Annotated in this window: 26 protein-coding genes and 1 riboswitch; of the genes, 3 read left to right on the top strand and 23 right to left on the bottom strand. The window is 51.5% G+C overall.

The genetic code is table 11. The features are described 5' to 3' along the window. Nucleotides 1–100: 100 nt before the first annotated feature. The 3 genes from K5L82_RS14015 to K5L82_RS14025 all read right to left on the bottom strand — a co-directional run bounded on the left by K5L82_RS14015 (nt 101) and on the right by K5L82_RS14025 (nt 1,088). Nucleotides 101–364: a Txe/YoeB family addiction module toxin gene (locus K5L82_RS14015; RefSeq protein WP_223134565.1), complete on the bottom strand. Its 264-nt coding sequence runs from the start codon at nt 362–364 to the stop codon at nt 101–103. Continuing rightward, nucleotides 361–603: a type II toxin-antitoxin system Phd/YefM family antitoxin gene (locus K5L82_RS14020; protein ID WP_223134566.1), complete on the bottom strand. Its 243-nt coding sequence runs from the start codon at nt 601–603 to the stop codon at nt 361–363. Before K5L82_RS14020 ends, K5L82_RS14015 begins: the two co-directional genes overlap by 4 nt. A 149-nt stretch (nt 604–752) precedes the next feature. Continuing rightward, a complete protein-coding gene (locus K5L82_RS14025; RefSeq protein WP_223134567.1) occupies nt 753–1,088 on the bottom strand; it encodes a winged helix-turn-helix transcriptional regulator in 336 nt (111 codons plus the stop codon). A gap of 109 nt (nt 1,089–1,197) precedes the next feature. Between K5L82_RS14025 and K5L82_RS14030 the strand changes: the two genes are divergently transcribed. Further along, nucleotides 1,198–1,965, top strand: a complete 768-nt coding sequence (locus tag K5L82_RS14030) for an SDR family NAD(P)-dependent oxidoreductase (protein ID WP_223134568.1) — start codon at nt 1,198–1,200, stop codon at nt 1,963–1,965. 129 nt (nt 1,966–2,094) lie between these two features. Here K5L82_RS14030 and K5L82_RS14035 read toward each other — a convergent pair whose 3' ends face one another. The 9 genes from K5L82_RS14035 to K5L82_RS14075 all read right to left on the bottom strand — a co-directional run bounded on the left by K5L82_RS14035 (nt 2,095) and on the right by K5L82_RS14075 (nt 7,103). Continuing rightward, nucleotides 2,095–2,628, bottom strand: a complete 534-nt coding sequence (locus K5L82_RS14035) for a GNAT family N-acetyltransferase (RefSeq protein ID WP_223134569.1) — start codon at nt 2,626–2,628, stop codon at nt 2,095–2,097. Between the two features lie 135 nt (nt 2,629–2,763). After that, the gene (locus tag K5L82_RS14040; RefSeq protein ID WP_223134570.1) at nt 2,764–3,078 is read right to left on the bottom strand and encodes a hypothetical protein; all 315 of its coding nucleotides are present in this window, start codon (nt 3,076–3,078) and stop codon (nt 2,764–2,766) included. 74 nt (nt 3,079–3,152) lie between these two features. Further along, the gene (locus tag K5L82_RS14045) at nt 3,153–3,881 is read right to left on the bottom strand and encodes a hypothetical protein (protein WP_223134571.1); all 729 of its coding nucleotides are present in this window, start codon (nt 3,879–3,881) and stop codon (nt 3,153–3,155) included. 96 nt (nt 3,882–3,977) lie between these two features. After that, on the bottom strand, nt 3,978–4,430 hold the full coding sequence (locus K5L82_RS14050; protein ID WP_223134572.1) for a hypothetical protein: 453 nt from the start codon (nt 4,428–4,430) through the stop codon (nt 3,978–3,980). 101 nt (nt 4,431–4,531) lie between these two features. Continuing rightward, nucleotides 4,532–4,822 carry an Ada metal-binding domain-containing protein gene (locus K5L82_RS14055; RefSeq protein WP_316933402.1) on the bottom strand — a complete coding sequence of 97 codons (291 nt, stop codon included), beginning with the start codon at nt 4,820–4,822 and terminating at the stop codon, nt 4,532–4,534. 105 nt (nt 4,823–4,927) lie between these two features. After that, nucleotides 4,928–5,353 carry a hypothetical protein gene (locus K5L82_RS14060; protein WP_223134574.1) on the bottom strand — a complete coding sequence of 142 codons (426 nt, stop codon included), beginning with the start codon at nt 5,351–5,353 and terminating at the stop codon, nt 4,928–4,930. A 92-nt stretch (nt 5,354–5,445) separates the two neighbouring features. Then, nucleotides 5,446–6,111 carry a hypothetical protein gene (locus tag K5L82_RS14065; protein WP_223134575.1) on the bottom strand — a complete coding sequence of 222 codons (666 nt, stop codon included), beginning with the start codon at nt 6,109–6,111 and terminating at the stop codon, nt 5,446–5,448. A gap of 74 nt (nt 6,112–6,185) precedes the next feature. Then, nucleotides 6,186–6,554, bottom strand: a complete 369-nt coding sequence (locus K5L82_RS14070) for a hypothetical protein (protein ID WP_223134576.1) — start codon at nt 6,552–6,554, stop codon at nt 6,186–6,188. Between the two features lie 111 nt (nt 6,555–6,665). Next, nucleotides 6,666–7,103, bottom strand: coding sequence for a hypothetical protein (locus tag K5L82_RS14075; RefSeq protein WP_223134577.1), 438 nt, complete (start codon nt 7,101–7,103; stop codon nt 6,666–6,668). A 241-nt stretch (nt 7,104–7,344) separates the two neighbouring features. On the opposite strand from K5L82_RS14075, the gene K5L82_RS14080 reads away from it, so the two are divergent. Together K5L82_RS14080 and K5L82_RS14085 are read left to right on the top strand one after the other, a co-directional pair. Beyond that, a complete protein-coding gene (locus K5L82_RS14080; RefSeq protein WP_223134578.1) occupies nt 7,345–8,310 on the top strand; it encodes an integron integrase in 966 nt (321 codons plus the stop codon). A gap of 204 nt (nt 8,311–8,514) precedes the next feature. Further along, nucleotides 8,515–9,117 (top strand): cysteine hydrolase family protein, encoded by a 603-nt coding sequence (locus K5L82_RS14085; protein ID WP_223134579.1) that lies wholly within the window; start codon nt 8,515–8,517, stop codon nt 9,115–9,117. 40 nt (nt 9,118–9,157) lie between these two features. Here the strand turns inward: K5L82_RS14085 and K5L82_RS14090 are convergent, their stop codons facing one another. The 11 genes from K5L82_RS14090 to K5L82_RS14140 all read right to left on the bottom strand — a co-directional run bounded on the left by K5L82_RS14090 (nt 9,158) and on the right by K5L82_RS14140 (nt 25,047). Then, nucleotides 9,158–10,216: a ribonucleotide-diphosphate reductase subunit beta gene (locus K5L82_RS14090; RefSeq protein WP_223134580.1), complete on the bottom strand. Its 1,059-nt coding sequence runs from the start codon at nt 10,214–10,216 to the stop codon at nt 9,158–9,160. Nucleotides 10,217–10,244: 28 nt separating this feature from the next. Further along, entirely contained in the window at nt 10,245–13,013 is a 2,769-nt protein-coding gene (locus tag K5L82_RS14095) for a ribonucleoside-diphosphate reductase subunit alpha (RefSeq protein WP_133007001.1), read from the bottom strand. A 174-nt stretch (nt 13,014–13,187) separates the two neighbouring features. After that, nucleotides 13,188–13,395: riboswitch (cobalamin riboswitch) on the bottom strand. 69 nt (nt 13,396–13,464) lie between these two features. Beyond that, nucleotides 13,465–14,202 carry a substrate-binding periplasmic protein gene (locus tag K5L82_RS14100; RefSeq protein WP_316933404.1) on the bottom strand — a complete coding sequence of 246 codons (738 nt, stop codon included), beginning with the start codon at nt 14,200–14,202 and terminating at the stop codon, nt 13,465–13,467. A gap of 171 nt (nt 14,203–14,373) precedes the next feature. Then, nucleotides 14,374–15,879, bottom strand: a complete 1,506-nt coding sequence (gene nhaB, locus K5L82_RS14105; RefSeq protein WP_223134582.1) for a sodium/proton antiporter NhaB — start codon at nt 15,877–15,879, stop codon at nt 14,374–14,376. Nucleotides 15,880–16,015: 136 nt separating this feature from the next. Beyond that, complete coding sequence (locus K5L82_RS14110) at nt 16,016–17,506, bottom strand: tripartite tricarboxylate transporter permease (protein WP_228258994.1); 1,491 nt, start codon at nt 17,504–17,506, stop codon at nt 16,016–16,018. Between the two features lie 82 nt (nt 17,507–17,588). Next, nucleotides 17,589–18,125: a tripartite tricarboxylate transporter TctB family protein gene (locus tag K5L82_RS14115; RefSeq protein WP_223134583.1), complete on the bottom strand. Its 537-nt coding sequence runs from the start codon at nt 18,123–18,125 to the stop codon at nt 17,589–17,591. 83 nt (nt 18,126–18,208) lie between these two features. Then, nucleotides 18,209–19,201 carry a Bug family tripartite tricarboxylate transporter substrate binding protein gene (locus K5L82_RS14120; protein ID WP_223134584.1) on the bottom strand — a complete coding sequence of 331 codons (993 nt, stop codon included), beginning with the start codon at nt 19,199–19,201 and terminating at the stop codon, nt 18,209–18,211. 324 nt (nt 19,202–19,525) lie between these two features. Continuing rightward, nucleotides 19,526–20,305, bottom strand: coding sequence for an IclR family transcriptional regulator C-terminal domain-containing protein (locus K5L82_RS14125; RefSeq protein WP_228258993.1), 780 nt, complete (start codon nt 20,303–20,305; stop codon nt 19,526–19,528). Nucleotides 20,306–20,464: 159 nt separating this feature from the next. Next, entirely contained in the window at nt 20,465–22,570 is a 2,106-nt protein-coding gene (locus K5L82_RS14130; protein WP_410505868.1) for a 3-hydroxyacyl-CoA dehydrogenase NAD-binding domain-containing protein, read from the bottom strand. 78 nt (nt 22,571–22,648) lie between these two features. Continuing rightward, nucleotides 22,649–23,872 (bottom strand): CaiB/BaiF CoA transferase family protein, encoded by a 1,224-nt coding sequence (locus K5L82_RS14135; protein WP_133006995.1) that lies wholly within the window; start codon nt 23,870–23,872, stop codon nt 22,649–22,651. A 14-nt stretch (nt 23,873–23,886) separates the two neighbouring features. Further along, a complete protein-coding gene (locus K5L82_RS14140) occupies nt 23,887–25,047 on the bottom strand; it encodes an acyl-CoA dehydrogenase family protein (protein ID WP_223134586.1) in 1,161 nt (386 codons plus the stop codon). Between the last annotated feature and the right edge of the window lie 6 nt (nt 25,048–25,053).

The following is a 25,053-nucleotide window of genomic DNA, read 5'->3' on the forward strand; positions in this document are numbered from 1 at the left end:
TCCTTGATCGAGGTCTCGCCCAGCTAACGCGAAGCTTTGCGGCAATTTTGCGGCCGCAAAGCGGTGGGAAAATTGTCCGGCAACAGCGGCTGGTTATGCATTACTCGTAGTGGCTCCAGAGCCTGAGAACTTTCACCACTCGCTCGTCATCGAGCACTTGGTAGACCAGACGATGCTGAATATTGATGCGGCGTGAATAGGCCCCCGCAAGATCACCAATGAGCATATCAAATGGAGGCGGCTTGCGGTATGGGTCTTCCGCTATCAGCGCTAATAGTTCCTGGGCTTTTGGCTTGAGGCCGCTGGAGGCCAACTTCTTTGCATCTTTCTGGGCTTGCTTTGTATAGACCAACTTCCATGTCACCAGTCCAGCTCCTCATCGCATTCATCCACGGGGGTATCCATCCCCTCACGAATAGACTCCCGCATGCCCGGTACGGACAATAGGTACAGTGTTTCCTGAATTGCAGACCAATCTTCTTCGGACACCAAGACGGCTCTGTTTCGTTTACCCATGATGATGATTGGTTGGTGGGACTCGGCAGTTTCGTCGATCAACCGATAAAGATTGCTGCGCGCCTCAGTTGCTGTGATTCCGGTCATGACGCACCTCTTGCGTGTTTAACTTTTAACCAATTGTACGCCTTTACGTACGTGCGTCAAGACGAACGCCCTGCATAACGCCGCGCTCACCGGCAATTTGTAGTACAGCGTAAAATTGTCCGAGTGCAGCGCCTTGTTATACCCTTGAACTACACATTCATTTCATTTTGTAATTCTTTTAATTGATCAAGAATCCGAATAAATTTTTGACCAAAAGGCGTAACTAAATATTCAACTTTTGGCGGAATCTCGTTGTATTCAATTCGCTTAATGATACCAAATTCAATGTTTTTTCTAAGGCATTCATTAAGTACTTTTGTTGATAACCCTTCAACACTTCGTACCATTTCTCCTGGGCGATTGATATCTTCCGCCAAAAGCTGATACACCGTAAGTGACCACTTACATCGAAAAACACTCTCTACCATTCGCGCACTTCGTTCGGGGGGAGAGTTTCTCAAAAATATTTTTCTGTTACTAATCATAAAGATGTACCTAATTGTACCTACGTTACTCAATTGTACCTACTTTTTAGGCATAACGAATACTTGTAATCTTTCATTTCACTTTGCACAAACCCAAAAGGATTACCAGATGAAAAATACAAGCCAACCTACAGCACTTATCATAGGTGGTTCAAGTGGAATGGGATTTGAAAGCGCGAAATTATTATTGAAGCGTGGCATAAAAACAACCATCGTCGGTCGAAATCTAGAAAAATTAAACCAAGCAAGTCAGAAGCTTTCTGAATATGGAAGTGTTGAAACACTACAAGCAGATTTATACAAAGAAGAAGATGTTCAAAATATCATTGAATTTGTTAACAGCAATAATCAGCAGATTAAATATTTATTAAATTCTGCAGGTTATTTTAAACCAACTCCATTTATTGAACATAGTAATGACGACTATGATGTCTATCAAGAATTAAACCGAGCTATCTTCTTCGTATCACAAGCAGTTGCAAAAAACATGATTGCTCATGACGGAGGATCTATCGTAAATATCGGTTCTATGTGGGCAAAACAAGCGATTAAAGCTACCCCTTCCTCAGCATACTCAATGGCAAAAGCAGGTTTACATGCGCTTACTCAACATATGGCAATGGAATTAGCTGATCATAATATTAGAGTAAATGCAGTATCACCCGCTTTAGTAAAATCAACGATATTCGAATCATTTATTGACCCTAACGCAATGGATGAAACACTAGCCACTTTTAACGGTTTTCACCCAATAGGGAGAATAGGTCAGCCAGAAGATATAGCCAAAGCAGTTAACTTTTTATTAAGTGATGAAGCAAGTTGGGTTACCGGGGCTATTTGGGATGTTGATGGAGGAGTGATAGCAGGACGAAACTAAGCCTGTCAGGTAGCCAATATCTCATTGGTTACCTGTATTTGATTGTAAGATATAACGCTTTTGTTTAGCGGCGACTACAGAGCACAGCGCAGTAGGCGTCGGGTGTAGGGCCGCTAGGCGCGGAACGCACTACAACAATTTGTTATGCAGTGCCCAGTCGTCGCACGACATTCGATACACCCGCACAGGTCGGGCATGGAACTCTCGAATCGTATAGTCTTCGAACCCGACCTTCTCCGTGACCCTGACCGAAGCTGTATGCTCCGGCTCGATAATAACAATTACCGACTCGCAGTGTTTTTGGTCGAAAGCATACTGGAGAACACCTTTTACAGCTTCTGTTGCATACCCCTGATGCCAGAACCTACGCGCCAGACGATAACCTAGGTTGATCTCCTCAGCATTGCCAACCAACTCCGGCCCAACGCCACAGAAGCCGATAAAATTCCCTGATTCTTTTTCACACAATGCCCATGGCCCTATCCCACGAGAGGCGTAACACTGAAGGCACCAATCAACGAATTTTCGGGTGGCTTCTTCGTCACAAACTCCACGGACGGAGAACTTCATGACTTCTGGATCACTGAGCATTGCGGTAAGCACCGGAACGTCTTGATGGGACAGCTTCCTTGCAATCAACCTCTCTGTTTCAAACAGTGGCACCTATCTCTCCCTATGCATAACGCCCGCTTAAAGGGCAGTAACACGTAGGCTAAACTTGGAGCGAAGCGACAGAGTGCCTACATGTTACTGTCCCTGCGAGCCTGCGAGCGATTTAATGCGATTGTTATGTGCATCTCAATTAGCCAAATGAAGCACGTACAGGCCGCCTAGAATGGTAACAAACAAGCTTATACCAATGAGCCCGATGGGCTTTTCAAACCATGTTTTTTCAGATCTTCTGAGTTGAATGGTAGCTTCAGTGTTTTCTACGGCTAGTCTTAAATCTTCCCGAATAAATGTGCCGGGCTTCGATTCCTGAAGATACTTCCTTAAAACCAAAACCAAGCCGCATAAATTTTTTAAACTTGCGTCAGAAAGGTAACTTCCTTTGGTTAATGCGATAAGCTCATCTCGCTGGGAGGAACTTGATTCAAAGGAGAATTGTTTCATTGAACCTCCATGCATATAACGCCCGAGTAATAGGCATGAGCTTGCGAGCGTCTTAATTGACGCGCTTGTTAGGGCTAATCCAGATGAACGCACAGTTCCTCCGAGTTAACCACTGCTTCATAAGCTTTTCGAAGGGTTATTGATACCCTTTCTGCATAATCAGCGTTATAAATCCGAGCAGGATGCTGGGGTGATTTTAAGAATACAGATCCATTTAACTCTCCATGGCCCTCTATCAAATGTGCTTTTACCTCTCGATGATAGCTATTAGGGCTTGCTGTTCTAATTCTCACATTCTGACTTTTCAAGTCAACCAAACAATAATCTATTTTGATAACCTGGACTAAAGCTTTATATGCTTTTGTATCTAGGGCGACAATAATTCTAGGTTGAATTTCTTTCAATACTTTTAAAACAACAGCTTTTCCCTCATTAACTCTAGACATGGGCACTTGTGATGAGTCTGGATTTTGAATCCAATCGAAATTAACGAATGCAAATAGCTTATTTGAACCTTCAGATAACGGTAGCTGAAGGACAGTTTCGACTATCGGTTTTAACGAGGTCCTAAATCCATTACTCCATTCTTCAAATGGCTCATTAAATTCAAAATTCCAATAAGCGCCATTAGCATCAAAGTTTCTTGCAGAATATTCTGCATCTACTTCGCCGCCCCCTGGGCTCGGTCCAACAAAAACTAGGGGCGCGTTCGATGCTCCGTAGCATCCTTCGGGAAAGACTGTATTAGGTTTGTCTTGTTCTTTTTGCCGTTGTAATCGGTCACGAAACTCTTCAAGACTCACATATACTCCTCTATGCCCTAACGCCAAGCTAAGCGGTGCCCTCACAAGGGCATCCGGTGGACGGCCCTCGGGCCGGGAACGTACTTAAGCGATTGGTTATGTATTGGTTCCCGCAGTACGAAGTTTTCGGAATATCTGGGCTAATACGTTGTTACCAAGAATCAAGCCGAAAGACAAAATCAAAACCACACACCAACCATAATTTATCGGTGCCTGAGCGCTTAGCTGAGTCACCACAACACTAAACGAGCGGATGAGCCAATAAACGCCGATCAAAAACACTCCTGCGGCTACAATTCCACTCTCAGGAATTATCGGTCCTGGTGTTTCGGTAGAAAAAGCTTTCTTGGAAATTTTCGGGGCTCTAAGCCATAAAATAATGCCAATACCGATGGGTACCAAGACGCCTGCTGTCAAATATCCAATGTTTGGTGAATTTGGCCCACTCCAGGCCCCAGGAACAAACGCAAGAGGCACATAGTTTCCCACAGTGCTAAGGGCCAAGTACGCGGCAAAAACTTTAATAACGATCTCGATGAGTGCTCTCATAGTCCTCTATACATAACGCTGAGCTAAGCGGCGCCACGACAGTGGCGTCCGGTGGACGGCCGACAGGCCGGGAACGACCTTAAGCGGCTTGTTATGGATTGCTAATTCGGGAGTTGTTTCCATGGATAGCTTCCATTGCCCTCTGGACCAGATTTCCATTCTTTATATTCTGCACGCATGCACCTACCGCATGGTCTGTAGCCTGCTTCTATTGCGTCCTGCTCATTAGCGAAGAAGACACGGTGCTGCGCATAGCCTTTAGAAAGAGCACCATTGGCTGCCGTGCAATCCAGGCGACCGTAAATTCCAGCTTTAGAATTACCGCCCAAGGTTCCAGGTGTTTCGCTAATGATTGTGGTTCCATCAGCCGCCAACAATTTATAGGTCTTCACGAATACTCCCTTATCCATAACGCCAATATTCAGCGGCGCCCTGACTAGGGCGTCCGGTGGAGGCCCACCAGGGCCGTAACGAACTGGAATGACTTGTTAAGCATTTCAATGCCGGAGCTTAAGGAAATATTCAAACTTTTCCTCAAGCTCATGAAGGGTACATTCCATCCAATTCTTCACCTCTTGGGATTCCTGAACGAGCTGCTTCCGCTGCTGACCCTCGGCAGATTCAAGCTCTGCCTCGATTCGCTGTAGGTTGACCATCTTTTTATAAACATCATCGATGAGATACTTTACCCATAAGGCGCACCCAAATAGAAAATATGCCTTGTTCGTTTTGCGTAGGAAATCAAACTCAGCACCCGGCCTTACCTTTCCTTCCACGCCAACATTGGCCAAAGCTTCGGCTATCACCAGGTAAACCTCATAGCGGCGATCAAACAGCTCGAATTTGAGACGCTGTCTATTTGTAGACCACTCCCGCCAAGCAATGAACGCGATTAAAAAAGAGATGATTACGGCTGAATCCATTGCTCTTCCTTGTGCTTAACGCCAGCAATAAGCGGCGCCCTGACTAGGGCGTCCGGTGGAGGCCGTAAGCCGGAACGAATTTGATTGCCTTGTTACGTGGATATTGTGTAAATGGAAAGAGCTAGCGATAAAAGCCCGAAGGAAACCGTACCAACGGTACCCCAGCGGGTCCATCCAGCAGCTTTTGAATTTTCAAGCTGCAACTTCTTTATATCTTGATGTTTCAATTTAATGATGTCTGCGAGCTGCTGAGCTTTCTGTCGTGGTATTTCCTTGGATGGTTCAATCTCTTCAATTAAGTCGATAAGCAGAGACCGCTCAGGGTCTTCAAGGCCGTCAAATGGAACCCGTTGCCGAATTTCGTGAAGATTATCGGCGATTTCGTCCAAGAGTTTGAGGATACGCTCTTTGATTTCAGTGAAATTTTCCGACTCAATAGAATCGCGTAAAATTTCTCGCAGATCATTTTTTACACGTTCAAGCTTTATTTCTCTTGTAGATTTCCCCCTACCGAAAAAATAATGCCTTGGACTTGCGTCGGTAATTTCTTCTAATACGCGAAGCTCTACATCGCCTCGCATCACCAGCTTCTCAATATTGTCATTTTTCTTATTTTTTTCGTCATCTAGGTAGCTAATGCTCCTAGATATTTCCCTGAACTCAACCTCGGTTTTTCTTCTAAACCACAGAAAGACAGTCATAACGCCAGTAATAACTACTGGCAGAACATAAGAGAGGTTTTCGAGAATACTACTCATTGAATGCCCTTATACGTAACGCTGAACGAAGCGGCGCGTCTTACGCGTCCGCCTTCCGTGACTTGTTATGCAATTTACTGATAATCTTCAAAAACTCTGACGCCAGTTGCTCTTTGTCCATCCCAATCAACGGTTTTAAATCTCAAAGCCTCTGAGTTAAAAAATAAATACATTTTTTGGGAACCTGCATCTAAGATCACTTCGCGAGGCTGATTAACAACCCAACTAACACCAGACCAACTATTAAGTTTTTCTATACTGCCATCGGGGCTAAACGAAAAAATATACTCTCGATCTCTCCAGCGATATGACCATGTTGTGCCGACTATTTTTGATTTGAAAGCAACTGCATCTACAACTTTTTCATAATTTTTAGATTGCTCAGCGGAAGCTTGAGACATGACCAAAAGACTAAATAAAAATACTGATATTACCCGAAGCACGTCAGCTCCTTATTCGTGCATAACGCTTGCAGCATGCGCGCCTGCGAAATGGAGCCAAAGGCGCAATGTAGTGGGCGTCGCCGTGCCTGCACTGGTTATGTTTGTTGGCAATTAAAGCTTTTTTTCGAGCTTGGCTCTTTTATTTTGCAATCTCATTTTCGCTGCATCAATGTCTTTTAAACTGGATATATCATTGAATACGCTGAGGCATATGGCGGCGGCAGCGCCCCACGCTGGGACTGACATTGACCAGACAAAAACTTCAGCAGCCTTTGGCAAAGGATAAGGAAACACCTTGATTGCCAAAATCGCTGTTACCGATGAGAAAACCAGGAACAGGGAAAAAGAGATTGCCCTAAAGCCGTGCTGTATGAGACTTTTATAACCATTCCCAATACTATCTATAAGCTTCTCTTTGTACTCAAGCTCCCTAATTTTTTCATTAATTTTTTTCCCTCGACTCCGTTGATTCAGCCAAAAAAGCCAACTGGCTGCAAAACCAAAAACAACGGAAATGACACACGCCAAGATTATTTCACTACTTTCCATAGTTACTGTTACCCCCTAAACATAACAGCAACTAGACCGCGTTCCGCGATATTGCAAAAAAGTGCGTTCTCGATAATGCCACTTTTTCATATCCGCGCCGCGCCTCTAGTCTCAACTTTAACAACAGGTTAGCGCAGTTTTGGCTGCCCCACCACGTAATCGCTTGACTTCTCGTTTTCGTGAAACCAATAATACTGTACAAATAAACAGCATCAAAGATTACAATCAAAGGTACGCCAACATGGATGGCATACAACCTCAACCGCGCCTTCGGGATCAGGTTCGCGCGGTCATTCGGGTTAATCGCTACAGCATTCGTACAGAAAAATCCTATTGGTACTGGATCCGTTTTTATATCCGCTTTCACCAGATAAAGCATCCCAAGGATATGGGGCCAAAAGAAGTAAATGAATTCCTCACCTGGCTAGCCGTTAACCGCAACGTAGCTGCAGCAACGCAGGCCCAAGCTTTAAACGCTCTTGTGTTTCTGTACTCCAAAGTTCTCGACATCCCCCTCGGGGAAATCGGTTCCGTTGTCCGCTCAAAAAAACCAAAGCGCTTGCCCGTTGTGCTCACCCACGATGAGGCTATGGCAATAATCGCACACCTCAAAGAACCCTATCGCCTTTTAGCTTCGCTCATGTACGGTTCTGGCTTGCGGGTAACGGAAGCTTGCCGTTTAAGAGTGAAGGATATTGACTTCAGTAACCAGGTCATCATTGTGCGGGATGGTAAAGGCGCAAAAGACAGAACAACGCTCATGCCAAGCACGCTGATTTCTGAATTAGAAAGGCAGATTGCTTCCATTCGAAAGGCTTGGAAAGAAAAAGACCTCTCCCTCCAAACACCAGTCAGCCTTCCGTTTGCGCTTGCCCGCAAGTACCCCAGTGCAGATATGTCACTGGATTGGCAATGGTTGTTTTCTTCGCACAGTCTGTGCAAAAACGACTTCGGTAAGGTAGTTCGCCACCACATTCACACGAGTTCAGTGCAAAAAGCGATAAAGGTGGCGGTTACTGCGACCGGAGTCGGCAAACCTGCAGGGTGCCACACCTTCCGCCATACCTTCGCCACGGAACTTCTAAAACGCGGCAACGATATCCGTACTGTGCAAGATCTACTCGGCCACGCAGACCTGCGTACCACCCAAATCTATACCCACGTGCTGGGCCAGGGCTTTGCGGGGGTGCGCAGCCCGCTGGGTTGATGGTTTCAAACTCCACTGGATCCAGAACTTAAGTACTGATACCCGAGTCGCAGGCAATTCACCCGTTATGTCGATTCGTTTGCTACCAGCGGCCCGGTAACGTACCTGTATATAGGCCTCTTTGGCTGGGCTTTGAAGCCCATTATTCATAGCAACCCCATTAACTTACTGGCTTGGGCGGTTGCCAACAGTGAAGGATACATCATGAGCGATCTGACAACTCTGCGAGACATCGTGGGCTTGGGCAATGCCGCCAGCCCGATCAGCGATTCTGCCCTGGTCATTATCGATGCCCAGAATACCTATCGTGAAGGCGTGATGAAGCTTGATGGCGTGGAGCCAGCGTTGGAGGAATGCAAAGCGTTGCTGGAGCGCTTTCGCGCCGCCGGGCGCCCGGTTTTTCATATTCAGCACGATGCGGGTGAAGGCTCACCCTATGATCTGAATGCCCCGATTGGTCAAATAGCCGATGTGGTGGCGCCGGTGGCAGGCGAGCCGGTCATCACGAAGAATGTTCCCAGTTCATTCGCCCAGACGGATCTGGACGAGCAACTGAAAAAAGCGGGCATCCAGAATCTGATCCTGGCCGGGTTCATGTCGCATATGTGTGTGAATTCCACCGCCCGGGCGGCGTTTACCTTGGGATATAACCCAACGGTGGTGGCCTCTGCCACAGCAACCCGCGCCCTGCCCTCCAAAGCCTCCGGTAAGGTTGTTCCGGCGGATCAGGTTCAGGAGGCAGCACTGGCTGCTCTGTCGGATTTGCCATCTGCCGTGGTTCCTTCCGCGGCAGATGTCCCTGACTGACCGGATTATTCCGGTGGGCAAATAAGCCGGCAGCGCGGTCTCACCACTCCAGCTGAGCCCCGGTCTGGTACTCAATCACCCGTGTCTCAAAGAAGTTCTTTTCTTTGCGCATGGTGGCTTGCTCATCCAGCCAGGGCGAGACGTTTTTCGCGCCCGGGAACGGCTCTTCCAGCCCTACGGTACGGGCTCGGCGGTTGGCCACAAACCGGAATTGTTCGGTGTGGTATTCCGCGGAGTAGCCCAGTATCGGGTCGCGCAGGATGTAGTTGGCGTAGTCGTGTTCGGCGGCTTCGGATTCTTCCCACATCTCGCGCACCGCTTTGGGGTCCAGGCTGATGTTTTCTTCTTCCAGTATCTGGTTGACCACTTTCAGGCCGAAGGCGAAGTGCATGGCTTCGTCGCGCAGGATGTACTGGAACTGCTCACCGGTGCCGCGCATCAAACCGCGGCGTTGCAAGGCAAAGATCGGGCTAAAGCCGTTGTAGAACCAGCAACCTTCAAACACCGCTGCAAAGAACAGGTACGACATGACGAATTCTTGCAGATCGTCTTTGTTGCGCAGGTTGATGTCGGGGCGCATGGCGGCATCCAACCGGCGGTTAGCCATCTGGATTTTGGCGTTAATCTGCGGCACCACGCGGTAGCGGTTGTAGATTTCGCTTTGGTCCAGGTTCAGGGTTTCAATGCAGTGCTGGTAGGTCCAGGTGTGCAGGGCCTCTTCGTACACTTGGCGCGCTTGGTAGATTTGCAGTTCCGGCGCGGTCATTTTCTCCATCACCGCCAGGCCGATGTTGCGCATGGCCAGAATGTCGGAGGTGGTCAGGTAGGCCAGCACGTTTTCGAACACATGCTTTTCCGCCGGGTTCAGGCGGTGGTGGTAGTCGTGAACGTCTTGCGCCATGTTCACGTCCAGCGGCGTCCAGTGGTTTTTGTTGGCGTTCATGAAGAACTCCCAAGCCCACGGGTATTTGAACGGTGCCAACTGGTTTACGTCGGTTTCGCCGTTGATCACACGTTTATCGTCAACGTTTACCGGCGCCACGCTGCTGTCAGCAGCGGGCGTGCTTTTTGGTTTGGTTTCGTCGTCCCAATTCAACATGGTTATGCCTCTCTGAATAAGTAAGTGGTTACTGACAGGCTTCGCAGTCGGGTTCGTCGATGCTGCACACTTGTGGCTGCGGCGCGGCAACCGGGGCGGCTTGTTCGTTCACGCCGGTGGCACCCAGGGAGCGCAGGTAGTAAGTGGTTTTCAGGCCCCGTTCCCACGCCAGTTGGTACAGCTCGTCCAGTTTTTTACCACTGGGTTCGGCCATGTACAGGTTCAGGCTCTGGGCCTGATCCAGCCATTTTTGACGGCGGGAGGCCGCTTCCACCAACCAACGGGCGTCTATCTCGAACGCAGTGGCGTAGCGGGACTTCAGTTCCGTGGGTATGCGCTCAATTTGCTGCACGCTGCCATCGAAGTATTTGAGGTCGTTCACCATTACGTTGTCCCACAAGCCTTCGGCTTTGAGGTCGCGCACCAGTGAAGGGTTCACCACGGTGAATTCACCGGAAAGGTTCGATTTCACAAACAGGTTTTGGTACGCCGGCTCGATGGATTGCGACACCCCCACGATGTTAGAAATAGTAGCGGTGGGCGCGATGGCCATTACGTTGCTGTTGCGCATACCGTGCTGGGCGATGAGTTCGCGTACTGGTGCCCAGTCCAAACGGCTGTCGGTGTTCACGCTGATATCGCCTTCCCGGCGCGCGCTTTTCAACAATTCGATGGAGTCGATGGGCAGTATGCCCTGGCTCCACAAGGAACCTTCGTAGCTTTCATAGGCGCCCCGCTCTGCAGCCAGCTCAGCGGATGCACGGATGGCGAAGTAGCTCAGCTGTTCCATGGCCACATCGGCGAATTCCACCGCTTGCGGGCTGGTGTACGGCAAGCCCAATGCGTAGAGCGCATCTTGGAAACCCATCAGGCCAAGGCCGACCGGGCGGTGCTTCAGGTTGGAATTGCGCGCTTGGGGCACAGCGTAGAAATTGATGTCGATTACGTTATCGAGCATGCGCACGGCGGTGTTTACAGTGCGCTCCAGGCGCTGCACATCCAGTTCACCGTTGGCGATGTGAGCCGCCAGATTCACCGAGCCCAGATTACAGACCGCGATTTCATCGGCGCTGGTGTTCAGAGTGATTTCAGTACACAGGTTGGAGCTGTGAACCACGCCCTTGTGCTGCTGCGGTGAGCGCAGGTTGCAGGGGTCTTTGAAGGTGATCCACGGGTGACCGGTTTCAAACAACACGGTCAGCATTTTGCGCCACAGCTGTTTGGCCGGAATGGTTTTGAACAGTTCGATCTTGCCTTCGGCAGCCAGTGCTTCGTAGTGCTCGTAACGTTCGCGGAATTCGTTGCCGTATAGGTCATGCAAATCGGGTGCGTCGCTGGGGCTGAAAAGCGTCCAGTCGCGGTCCTGGCGCATACGCTCGATGAGCAAGTCCGGCACCCAGTTGGCGGTGTTCATGTCGTGGGTACGGCGGCGTTCGTCACCGGTGTTTTTACGCAGCTCCAGAAACTCTTCGATGTCCAGGTGCCAGCTTTCCAGATAGGCACACACAGCGCCTTTGCGCTTGCCGCCCTGGTTTACGGCAACGGCGGTGTCGTTGACCACTTTCAGAAACGGCACGACGCCCTGGCTCTGGCCATTGGTGCCTTTGATGCGGGAGCCCAGTGCGCGCACGGGTGTCCAGTCGTTACCCAAACCGCCAGCCCACTTGGAGAGCATGGCATTGTCACGGATGGCGCCGTAGATGTCTTCCAGATCGTCGCCCACGGTGGTGAGGTAGCAAGACGACAGCTGGGAATGGCGGGTGCCGCTGTTGAACAGTGTCGGCGTGGACGCCATGTAGTCGAACGAGGACAACAGGTTGTAGAACTCGATGGCTCGGCTGTTGGGGTCATCTTCACGCAGGGCAAGGCCCATGGCTACGCGCATGAAGAATACCTGTGGCAGTTCCAGACGGTCGCCTTTCCAGTGCAGGAAGTAACGGTCGTACAACGTTTGCAAACCAAGGAAACCAAACTGCTGGTCACGCTCGGGTTTGATTGCCGCACCCAGCCGTTCAAGATCAAACGCGGCCATAGCTTCATCCAGCAGCTCGTAACGAATACCGGCGTGAATGAACGCGCTCAGGGCCTGTGGATAAACGTCGGCAAGGCTCAGGCTAATATCAAGATTCAGTGCGGTGACGCTTGCAAGGCGCAACTGTTCCAGCAACAAACGCGCGGTCACGGCGCTGTAGTCTGGCTCGCGTTCGATACGGCCACGAGCGGTCATAATCAGGGCACTCAGGACTTCAGCTTCGTCGATGCCGTTGTAGAGATTGCGAATGGCTTCTTCCACCAACGAATCGCCTTCAATGCCTTCCAACCCTTCGGAAGCCTGTTCGACCTGGCGTTTCATCAGGCCCAGATCCAGCGGCACAGTGCGGCCACTGGCTTGTTTTACGGTGAGATGGGGGTGCGCTTCCACCGGTTCGTGCTGGGCGCGCTCACGGGCGTGTTCTTCACGGTATAACACGTAGGCACGTGCCACTTTCTGTTCTTCGGCGCGCATCAGGGCCAGCTCAACCTGATCCTGAATGTCTTCGATATGAACCCGGCCACCGGCTTTCAGGCGGCGGCTGATCGCCTGCACAACCTGTTCGGTCACGCGGTGGACGGCATCGTTAATACGGGCAGATCCTGCAGCCTGATCGCCTTCAACGGCCAGAAAGGCTTTGGTAACGGCTACGCTGATTTTAGAGGGGGTGAAACTGACCAGATTGCCATTGCGCTTAATAACCTGCAGGGCTTCTGTGTCGGATGGTGAGGCGGGCCGTGGTTCGGCCTGGGCTGTAGCAGACATACCGTTATCTCCTGAATACGCGTGAGTTCTATAACCTTCGCGTACGCAGGACGAACAAAGCATCAACCCATGCGGGCTGTCGCTGTGCCATGTTCGTTGCTGCTCACCTTAGGGTGCCAAAATGCAGGCGCCTGAGTCGCGAAGGTGCAGTCGAGCGGTTTTCTTCGTGGCGATAGAAAACAGCACGTCTCTGGCAGGTCTTCGGACTCAGGAGCGTGAACCTTGTGGTTCGGCCTTGTGTGGCGACTTCCCGGCGGTTGCCAGTGTCTGTATGCCACGCTCGTTCCCCAATACCGCTGCGCGTCAGTTCCGGATTCTCACCGGATTCCCGGCTACCTTTTGAACGATGTGTTTGAAATTCACTCAAAACACAACATCTGGTAGCTAGCCAGAGACACCACAACTATATACACGAAATGTGAGAGAAACAAGATGGAGAAAGTTTTACTCGTTAGGGCGTAGGAAAACCTTGCAGCAGGGTAGCTATGTCACCCGTGTCGGCCGGCGACAACTCGCCTCGCTCTGCCAAACGGTGATAGGCCGCATCAAATTCGGCCTTAAGGGTTTGCGCCTCGGGTATGGCTGCAGAAAACAACCAAGCGCCCGTTCGGGTTCGGATTTCGGTTTCCTGGATCAGCGCATCCGAAAATCTCATCAATTCTTCCCGCACCGGATCACGGTAATCCAACAGATAATCGCCACGGCCGCGCTTGAGCATATCAATGGCCGAGCGGTGATTGGGAGCATCGGTTATGCGGATGTCGTCCTGCCGCTCCAGCCACGACCGAAGGCCACCGTACGTGAACCCGTTGACCAGTATCACCACCTGATCGCGTAAATCGTCTATGTCTGTTAACGGCGCTTGGCCTTCCCGATACCAAGCACTCAAGACAACGGAAACCAGGTTGATTTCGCTGTCAATCACCGCACCGTCCAGTGTAGGAACTTCGGTTAAACCTAACGCGAAATCGATGCTGCCGTTTTTCAGGTAGAGATAGGTGCGGCTAACGGGAAGGTACAGAAATTTCAGCTCGTAGCCCGCTTCTTTGGCTACTTTACGCGTTATACCCACCATCTCGCCCTCTGGCTCTCCAAACGCATTCTGGTAGGTAACCGGCGGAAATTCCATATAAGCCACGCGCAGGGTGCGGGCGTCAGAACCGGTGTGCTGGATAGTTTCTGCTTGCACAGTACCCACCGCCCCAATGAGGCACAGTCCGCTTACGAATACATAAATAAAGCGGCGCAATGCTCTGGGCAGGAGAAGGTTAAGGCGCATAACAACCCTCTGGAATCTCTTTAATGATAGCGAAGAGTACCAGATCAGAAGATTGCCTGTGCAATCCAATAGTCAAAATGCTCAGAAAGCGCTGGTGACCATATACAACCCAACACCGCCCATCACCAATGTGTAGGGGAAGGCCATGATCACCATTTTGCCGTAAGACAAACGTACCAGCGGTGCAATGGCCGAAGTGAGCAAGAACAGGAACGCTGCCTGGCCATTAGGCGTTGCCACGCTGGGCAGGTTGGTGCCGGTGTTGATGGCCACGGCTAACGTCTGGAAGTGCTCGTAACTGATGCTGCCACTATCCAGCGCCTGCTTCACTTCACTGATGTAGACCGTCGCCACAAACACGTTGTCGCTGATCATGGACAAGATGCCATTGGCGAGGAAGAACATACCCGGCTGCTGGCTTTCCGGCAGGCTCAGAACGTAATCGATAATGGGCTTGAACAGGTGCTGTTCGTGGATCACGGCCACCACGGCGAAGAACACCACCAGTAACGAGGTAAACGGTAGGGATTCCTGGAAGGCTTTGCCGATTTTGTGTTCATCGATCACGCCGGTGAACGAGGTGATAAGGATGATCACCAGCAGACCAATCAGGCCCACTTCAGCAATGTGCAGCGCAAGCCCCAGTACCAGCACCACCGCCGCCGCGGCCTGAACCCAGAGTGCTGCTTTATCGGAAGCGGTGCGGCTGGTGCGCTCGTTTTCAGCAAATTCTTCCAACACTCGGCGCACGGGTTTCGGCAATCGGCCGCCGTAACCAAACCAACGCAGTTTCTCCAGTGCCCAGCAGGTGCACAAGCCAGCAACCAGAACCGGCAAGCTCACCGGGGCCATGTGCACGAAGAACTCCACAAAATCCCAACCTACCACTTTGGCGATCAGCAGGTTTTGAGGCTCCCCAACCATGGTGGCCACACCACCGAGTGCGGTACCGATAGCACCGTGCATCAGCAGGCTGCGCAGGAAGGCCCGAAAGTTTTCGAGATCTTCCCGGTGCAACTCGACAACTTCGGCATCGCTATTGGCGTTGTGATCTTTCTGTTGATAGCCCTTGCCGGAAGCCACTTTGTGGTACACCGAGTAAAACCCGACCGCAACACTGATGATCACCGCCGTTACTGTGAGTGCGTCCAAAAATGCGGACAAAATCGCGGCGGCAATACAGAAGAGTAATGAGAGTGCGGATTTTGACCGCACGCCCACCAGAATTTGGGTGAAGGTAACCAGCAACAGCTCCTTCATGAAGTAGATGCCCGCCACCATAAACATCAGCAGCAAAATAACCGGGAAGTTAGTAAGCACTTCGCTGTAAACCGCATCGGCCGTGGTCAGCCCGATCAACAAGGCTTCGATCGCCAGTAACCCGCCCGGCAGCAAAGGGTAACACTTGAGGGCCATCGCCAGCGTGAAGATAAACTCAGCAATCAACAACCAGCCCGCAACGCTCGGCCCGAACACGTACATTACGATGGGATTGGCAATTAAAAACAACAGGATGACTTGTTTGTACCAAACGGGGGCGTTGCCGAGGAAATTCTGGCTAAAGCCGGAGATCACGGTTTTGGGCATTGAAAGACTCTTCTAAAACTCGGGGGGCTGACAAGTCTAACAATTATTACATTTAAATCCGTTATTTTCCTTGATATATGCGATTAGAGGGTATGGTTTATCAATTAAACCATACCCTCGTTCTATGCCACTCTATTCACTCGGCAGCGAGTTCTTCCTTTCTGGAAGCCCAGTAACGGTGCACGGCAAAGATCAGAGATGCCGCGGTAAGGAGTATGAACACCCAAGTGATCGGGCCTCGGTAGAAAATCGAAGGATCACCTTTACTGATTAGGATGGTTCGTCTCAAATTGTCCTCGAACATCGGCCCCAGAATAAAACCGATCAGGAAGGGCGCCGCAGCAATGCCGGTGCGATTGAAAATGAACCCCATAACCCCGAACGCCAGCATCAGACCGATATCAAATGTATTGTTATTGACGGCGTATGCACCATAGATACAAAACATTAAAACAATGGGGAGCAGTATGGTTTTCGGTATATCCGCAATCAAAGAGAAATACCGAATCGCTGCATTTCCCACAAACACAAGAACAAAGGAGCTCACCAGGATGCCGCAAAACAACGCGTAAACCAGAGGCAGATTTTCCTGGAACAGGACTGGGCCTGGCGTCAGGCCATGAATCATGAAAGCTCCGAGGATAATCGCAGTGATCACATCACCCGGGATCCCAAGCGACAATAGAGGAATCAGCGTGGCACCTGCGACGCCGTTGTTGCCGGCCTCAGCGGCGGCAACACCCTCAACCTCACCTTTCCCGAAGTTGGCTTTGCGAGGCGATGTTCTACGGGCTTCACTATAGGAGATGAACGCCGCAGACGTAGCGCCCGTGCCCGGAATCGCACCGATAATGACACCGATGATGCTACCCCGAATAATTGTTTTCAGGGAGCCCTTAAATTCTTTCCACGTCAGGGAAGCTCCGGTCACCGCCGTGCGTATATGCGGTGCCACTTTGGACGTATAAAACTCGATAACTTCAGGAATAGCGAACAGACCGATCAATAACGGAATGAACGACACTCGATCCATCAGATTATAGTTATCAAAGGTCAGCCGCTGAGTGCCGTATACCGCATCAAGCCCGACGGTGGAGACGATAACACCGAGCCCAGCAGCGATAAGCCCTTTGATCACTGAGGTGCCCGAGACCGAAACAATAATCGTAAGAGAAAAACAGATCAGCCAAAAATACTCAGGCGGCCCGAAATTCAGCGCGATCTTGGCCAGATACCCTGCAAAGAAGATCAACGCGACATTCGAAATCAAATCCGCAACAACCGAGGAATAAAGCGCCGTTTTCAATGCTTTTTTAGCTTGACCCTGTTGGGCCATGGGATAACCGTCCAGCAACGTGCAGGCTGCCGCCGGCGATCCGGGGGTACGGATCAGAATGGCCGTGATAGAGCCGCCGTACATTCCACCTTTATAGATACCCACCAGCAGCAGAATGGCGGTTACCGGTTCCATGGAAAAGGTAAAGGGTAGAGCCAGCGCGACCGCCATTGTAGCGGTCAGGCCAGGAATAGCGCCCACCACGACCCCGATCAGAACGCCGGCCGCGATTGCAAGAAAATTATCGACGCTCAGAAAAAGCGTTAAGACTTCTGAAATATTTTCCATCATGTTTAATCCGAAATGTTCTGTCTGATACCAGATGGGAGCTCAAACTCTGCTTCGAGCCCCTATTCGTGGCCGCCGGGGTACCTCAGATCTGGAAGATCACTTCCCAAAGTGTTCCAACGGGAAGTGGGACATTCAGCACGTAGATAAAGAGCAGCGTCACAACCACCGGAAAGACAATCGCCAATGCGTAAATCCTAAGTCCACGGAGATCGCTGGCGAGAAACAAGAACGCGCTGGCAAGCATGCCGCTTCCCATGGCCCCCAATTCTTCAAAAAAGATCGCATAAATGACCCCGGCTGCCAGAAGTAGGGCTTGTCGGGTCAGCGGCACACCGCGCCGAAGATCGTCAGACTCAGCGCGTTTGGGTGGCTTCATTATTCCGTCAATCATCAGAAGAAATGACAGGCTAAATACTAACCAGCCGGCAACCTGAGGCAGAAACCGTGGCGAAAGCAACGCATTCTGCATGTAGGGGGGCATGTTGATATGGGTAGGAACCACATAAAACAGAAAGACTGCTGCCAAGATGCAGAAAGCCCCACCCAGCATCGAATTGGGATTCAAGCGACCATGATGGCTCGCCGCGGCTTTGACGGAGTGAATCTCAGATGTTTCCATGGATGACCTCTGTATACTGATCAGCCTCAAAGAAAAAGGCGGGACGACTCTGCAGCCAACCCCGCCTCACTTAGCAGTTCTTATCAGCGTTTCAGGTTCGCCTGCTCCGCCACTTCAGACCATTTCGCCAACTCATCCTGAACAAACTTGCGGAAATCATCACCCGCTTCCGTGCCGGCAACCGCACCAAACTGCGGCAAGAACTTCTGAAAGTCTTCACCTGACATCATAGTGTCCAGCGCTTTCTGAAGCGTCACCAACCCATCTTCCGGGAACGACTTATGGGCAATCAGACCAAACCACGCTGAGGTTTCGTAGTTTTCCAATCCGTAGCCTTCGCCAGCCTTTTGCATTGCTGGAACACCCGGCAGGAATTCAGATTCGTTGGGTGTTGTTACCGCCAAGGCCTTGAGCTTGCCGGACTGAATGTGAGGGTACACCGTCGGCATGTTTTCGAACGCAACATCTACGTCACCCGCCAACAGGGCAGGCAAGGCTTCACCTGACCCACGGAAGGGCACGTGCACAAGGTTGGATTTCGTCAGGTTTTTAAACAGCTCACCGGACATATGAATAGAGCTACCGATACCAGGGGAACTGAAAGACAGCTCTTGCTCACGGGCGGCTTCGACGAATTCGGCAACGGTGTTGTAGGGGCTGTCGCCCGGAACCACCATGACGTTCGGAATATTGATCACGTTGCGGACAAACACGAAATCTTCAACGGGATCGTAACGGAGGTTTGGATAAATCGCTGCACCGATGGTATGGCCCGGTGACGCCATAAGCAACATATGGTCAGAGCCACGCCCGCCTCGGGCCAACTGACCAGTGGCAACGGTAGAGCCCGCGCCTGGACGGTTTTCCACAATAACGGTGTTCAATTCGCGTTGCAGCAGGTCCGCTACTTTTCGAGAAAGCAGGTCGGTTGTGCCGCCTGCGGAGTATGGGACCACCAAACGGATGTTGTCCTCAGGCCACTCATCTGCCTGAGCTGTGCTACCCAGAGCCACGCACGCCGCACCCACAGCACACAAGATCGAGCGCGTTAAACGAAATTTCATTGCTTTAATCATTTTTATGATTGTCCTCATAAGACTCTAATATGTTCGAATATCGAACTTATGTTCGCTTATTGTTCGCGACGCTAATTTCACACATTCAATAACGAGGTGCAAGATTTTTTTACTGCATTAAACAGCCGCCATTACAATTCATAAAATCCCGTATTCGCTCACGGCGAAATCGTGGCAACGCAGAGGCGCGCCCTAAATGAAAGCTTCAGGCTAAGTAGAGTTCGCCCTGAGGCGGCGATCGAAGAGAACGGTTAGGTTGACCCCTCTTTTCCCAGAGCCGTGCTAGGGAGCGGACAACCTAAAACGAGATAGGGCTGGGGTTGGTTAGGGCAGGACTTCGGCAATTTTTCGGGCGGCGTTCTGCATGATCGGAACGTATTCATCGACAATCCGATCCAGGGAAACGGAGCTGACATGACTACTCGAGTTCAACGCAAATCGTGCCTGACCGCGTCGATCGAGCACTGGCACGGCCAGCGCACGCATGCCTAGCTCCAACTCCTGATCTACGATGGCGTAACCATTGGTGCGGATTTTCTCCAGTTCCTGGCGAAGCTCATCGGGACCTTTGGTATAAGCGGTCAGTTTTTCGAACTGAGTCTTTTGGAGTAGATCTTCCAACTCGGGATTCGCTAATGCCGACATCAGTACGCGCCCACCGGACGTTGCATACGCTGGCAACCTGGCACCGATCTGCAGGTTAAGGGGGATCAAACCACGCCGAGGAATTCGAGCGACGTAAACAATATCAAGGCCATCCAGCACCAGTGCGGAGCAGGATTCACCCAATTGATAGGTCACCTCTTCCATAAAAGGCGTGATGGTATCGGAAAAATCCAGTGATGCGAGATAGGAGTAGCCAAGTTCGAGCACCTTGGCGGTCAAACGAAACTTTTTGTCCTCCAGCGAAACATAACCGAGCTTTTGCAATGTCAGCAAAAACCGTCGGGCAGCCGCTCGCGACAACTGGTTTTTTTCCGCAACCGCTGACAGTGTCATGGAAGGCGTGTCAGTGCCAAAAGACCGAATGAGTTGGAGTCCTCGAGCGAACGTCGACATAAACTCTTTGTCGGCCTTATGAACATCGATTTCTTTCTGACTCACCCGACACCATCCCTCTCATCATTGACTGAAACGATCGTTCGATAAGCGATCAATTTCTAAAGATGCGGGATGATGACAGTGAAAAATCAGCTATGCAAGCGGCCCTGATCCTCTGCGTTCAGGGCCGGGAGCCCGACCCCGAGCACCTCAACCAGAGCCTCAATTCGTTGTTGCCACCCAATCATCCAGGCTCTGGCCCTCCAGAACCAACGTTTCAAGCAGTGATGCGGGCGCCCAGTGTGCTTCTCCCGTTTGCTTTTGGAGAGCAAGCAGGCGCTCATACACATCTCTAAGTCCTCTGCGAGCTGCGTAAAACATTGGCCCCCCCCGATATGACGGGAAGCCATAGCCACACAGATAGACCACATCAATATCGCTCGGGCGCTGGGCAATGCCCTCCTCTAATATCCGGAAACCCTCGTTGACCAAAGCCAACAAATGCCGGTCGAGAATTTCCCCATCCGTAAAGGTGCGACGCACCACTCCGTGCTTGCGTGCCTGGGCTTCAATAACCTCCAGAACGGCCGGGTCCGAAGAGCGGGCTCGGGTTTCAGGGTCGTATTTATAGTAGCCAGCCCCTGTTTTCTGACCGAGCCGGCCCATTTCCACGAGGGCATCGGCAATGCAATAGCTACGAGGATCACCTTTCTGATCATCGGTGAGTGCTTGGCGCGCCTTATAACCAATGTCCAAGCCCGCCAAATCACCAACGGCCAGAGGCCCCATTGCCATGCCAAAATCCATCAGCGCTCTATCGATCTGCTCAGGCTCAGCACCCTCAATCATGCACAGCTGTGCCTCGCGTGCGTATTGCCGAAGCATTCTGTTGCCAATAAACCCATAGCAAACGCCAGACAGGACCGGCACTTTACTGATGCGTTTACCCAGCGCCATCGCAGTGGCAATCACATCGTCCGCTGTTTGATCTGTGCGCACCACTTCCAGCAAACGCATGACATTCGCAGGGCTAAAAAAGTGCAGGCCCACAACATCCTGTGGACGGGAGGTAAAGGCAGCAATCTCGTTGATATTCAGATACGAGGTATTGCTGGCCAGAATCGCGCCGGGCTTACAGACCTCATCCAGACGGCTGAACACCTGTTTTTTGACGTCCATGCTTTCAAAAACGGCTTCAATCACCAGGTCAACGCTGGCCAATGCTTGGTAGTCGGTACTGCCGTCAATCAATGCCTGACGTGCCTCGGCCTCTTCTTGCGACAGTTTGCCCTTACGCACGGTAACGCCATAATTTCTGGCAACCAGAGCCATTCCCTTATCCAGACCCTCTTGGTTCAGCTCCAACAGCGTCACGGGGATGCCTGCGTTGGCGAAAGCCATAGCGATTCCACCACCCATGGTGCCAGCACCAATAATACCGACCCGCTTGAGGGCTCGAGGGCTCACTGTTTTATCGAGGCCCAAAACCTTCGGAGCCTGACGCTCGGCGAAGAAAACGTGGCGCAGCGCAGCAGATTGCCCAGACTGAGTGCGTTCAACGAAGCGAGAACGTTCAAAGGTCAAGCCTTCCTCAAACGGCTTGGCCATCGCCACTTCCACACAATCGACGATACTCTGGGGAGCTTCCTGACCTCGCTTTCGCTTTTTCAGCATATTGCGGTATGCCTCAAAGTCCTCAGAGCTGAAACTATCCTGCGGAATGTGGTTATCGCGGATACGCGGCAAAGGAGAGCCCTCCACGATGCAATCTCTCGCGAAAGCAAACGCGGCCTCGGGGAGCGGATCGTCCAGTACCCGATCGATCAATCCCATCGCCAGAGCATTATCCGCACTGATTTTTTGCCCACTGGTCATCATATCCAGCGCCGGCTTAACACCAACAAGTCGAGGCACTCTCTGAGTACCACCGGCACCTGGAATCAGACCCAGTGTCACTTCCGGCAATCCAACAAAAGCTGAAGGCACGGCGCATCGATAATGACAGCTAAGGGTCAATTCAAACCCGCCGCCCAGCGCGTTACCGTGAATTGCCGCGATCACCGGCTTGCTTGAGGACTCAATCGCCGCATTCACTTGGGGCAGAGAAGGTTCCTGTATCGGTTTTCCAAATTCGCTGATGTCGGACCCTGCAACAAACGTCCGCCCCTCACACAATATGACCAAGGCTTTAGAGTCATCTTCTTGGGCCTGGGCCACAGCGTCAAAAATGCCCTGACGTACGCCATGAGACAGTGCATTCACCGGCGGGTTATTAATGGTGATTACACCCAATTCGTCGATACGATGATAACTAACCAACATAGATATGGTTCTCGTGCGGTAAAAAAACCGTGGCCGACCTGTTAAACACGGCACGCCACGGTGGAGAAAAAAGTGCCGTCGACGTTACAGAACGCCACCGGCGCGTAACGCCTGAAGGTCATCCGCAGACTTGCCTAGAATGCGTTGAAGTACGCCATCGGTATCTTCACCCAATAAAGGAGGCGCTTTGGAATAATTCTGTTTCGTTTTTGAAAACTTGATGGGATTGGCGATCCCCGGCACCTTGCCCAGCTCAGGATGCTCGAGCTCCAGCTTCATGTTCCGTGCTTTAACCTGCGGATCCTCGAAGACTTCCGCAATGTTCTGAATCGGGCCACATGGGACGTGAACCTTTGCCAGACAATTCATCCAGTCAAGGCTGGTTCTGGTCCGGGTGTATTCGCACAATTTCCCGACCAGTTCCTGACGATGAATGACCCGCTGCGGGTTGGTAGAAAACCGTGGATCTTCCGCGAGTTCGGGACAACCGGCAGCCTTGCACAACCGCTGGAACTGCCCGTCGTTGCCCACCGCAACAATGACCTGACCGTCCTCGGTCGGGAACGGCTGATAGGGTGCTAGGTTTGGATGATATTCACCGGTACGCCCCGGCACATCGCCGCTGCAGAAATAGTTCAGGGCCTGATTGGCCAGCCAGCTGACCTGCACATCCAGTAGGGCCATATCAATATGTTGGCCTTCGCCCGTTTTCGACCGATGGTGGATCGCAGATAGAATGGCGATTACCGCATTCATACCGGTGGTCAGATCCGCCACGGCCATACCGACGCGTTGCGGGCCGGCACCTGGCTGCCCATCCGCGGCACCGGTGATGCTCATCAGTCCGGACTGGGCCTGAATCAGGTAATCGTATCCGGCGTAGTCTGCCATCGGGCCGGTATGGCCAAAACCGGTGACCGAGCAATAGACCAACCCAGGGTTGATTGCGGATAGATCGCTATAACCCAGACCTTTTTTATCCAGACCGCCTGTTTTGAAGTTCTCCACCAATACATCGCACTCAGCCGAGAGCTCTTTAATCAGTGCCTGTCCTTCAGGTTTACCGATGTCCACCGTTACCGAGTGCTTACCACGATTGGCTGACAGGTAGTACGCCGATTGTTGAGTCGGGTTACCCTGCTCGTCTTTCAGCCAAGGAGGCCCCCAGTGACGGGTGTCATCTCCCAGGCCAGGCCGCTCGATTTTGATGACCTCGGCGCCCAGATCAGCCAGGATCTGGGTACACCAGGGCCCGGCCATTACACGCGACAAATCCAGAACACGAATACCGGATAAGGGACCAGACATAACCGCCTCCTTGCTCACGCTGCACCATTTAGGTCGCGGATCATTTGTTTCGCAATAACCAGCTGTTGAATTTGAGAGGTGCCTTCGTAAAGGCGGAACAGACGAACGTCGCGATAGAAACGCTCAACACAGTATTCACTGATGTAACCTGCTCCTCCGTGAACCTGCACCGCTCGATCAGCTACCCGGCCCACCATTTCGGTGCAATAGAGCTTGCAGCTGGCTGCGTTCATCGACACGGCAGCACCCGAATCGTATGAGCGGGCGGTTTCTTCAACCATGCATTTTCCCGCGTAGTACTCGGTCTGACTGTCCGCTAGCATGGCCTGAACCAGCTGAAACTGAGCGATCTCTGTGCCGAACTGCTTACGCTGATTGGCGTACGCGAGGCTCTCATCGATCAGGCGTTTGGCCGTTCCAACACTCAGGGCACTGATGTGCAACCGACCCCTGTCTAGAACTTTCATCGCAGTTTTAAAACCTTGACCTTCCTTACCGCCTATCACCGCATCAGCCGGAACACGAACATTATCGAAAATCACATCGCAGGTATGTGCGCCTTTCTGGCCCATTTTCTTGTCCGGCTTTCCGAGTGAAATCCCCGGCAGCGTCGCGTCGACCAAGAAAGCTGAAACGCCCCGGCCACCTTCTTCTTTCGTACCTGTTCGGGCCATCACCGTAAAGACCCCTGCCCTTGGAGCATTCGTGATGAAGCGTTTGCTGCCGTTAATCACGTACTCGTCTCCGTCGCGGCGTGCCGAGGTCATCACCGACCCCGCGTCGGAACCGGCATCGGCTTCGGTCAGCGCAAAGGAGCCAATCAGCTCGCCACTGGCCAGCTTCGGCAGGTATTCGGCTTTCTGTTCCTCGGTGCCATCAATGATGATGCCTTGTGAGCCGATCCCCACATTCGTTCCAAACATGGAACGGAAAACGGGAGAGGTGTATCCCATTTCCTGAATAATAGCGACTTCCTCAGACATGCTCAGACCAAGGCCGCCAAATTCTTCTGGAATGGACAACCCAAAGAGTCCCATCTCCTTCATTTCGTCGATAACGTCTTCGGGGATTCGGTCTTCTTCAGCCACCTGCATTTCAAGTGGCACGAGGCGATCTCGGACGTACCGACGAACGCTATCAACGAATTGATTCAGGGTTTCTTGATCAAGTGCCATCACGGC

This window comes from Marinobacter sp. AL4B (assembly GCF_019916045.1).
GTDB lineage: Bacteria > Pseudomonadota > Gammaproteobacteria > Pseudomonadales > Oleiphilaceae > Marinobacter.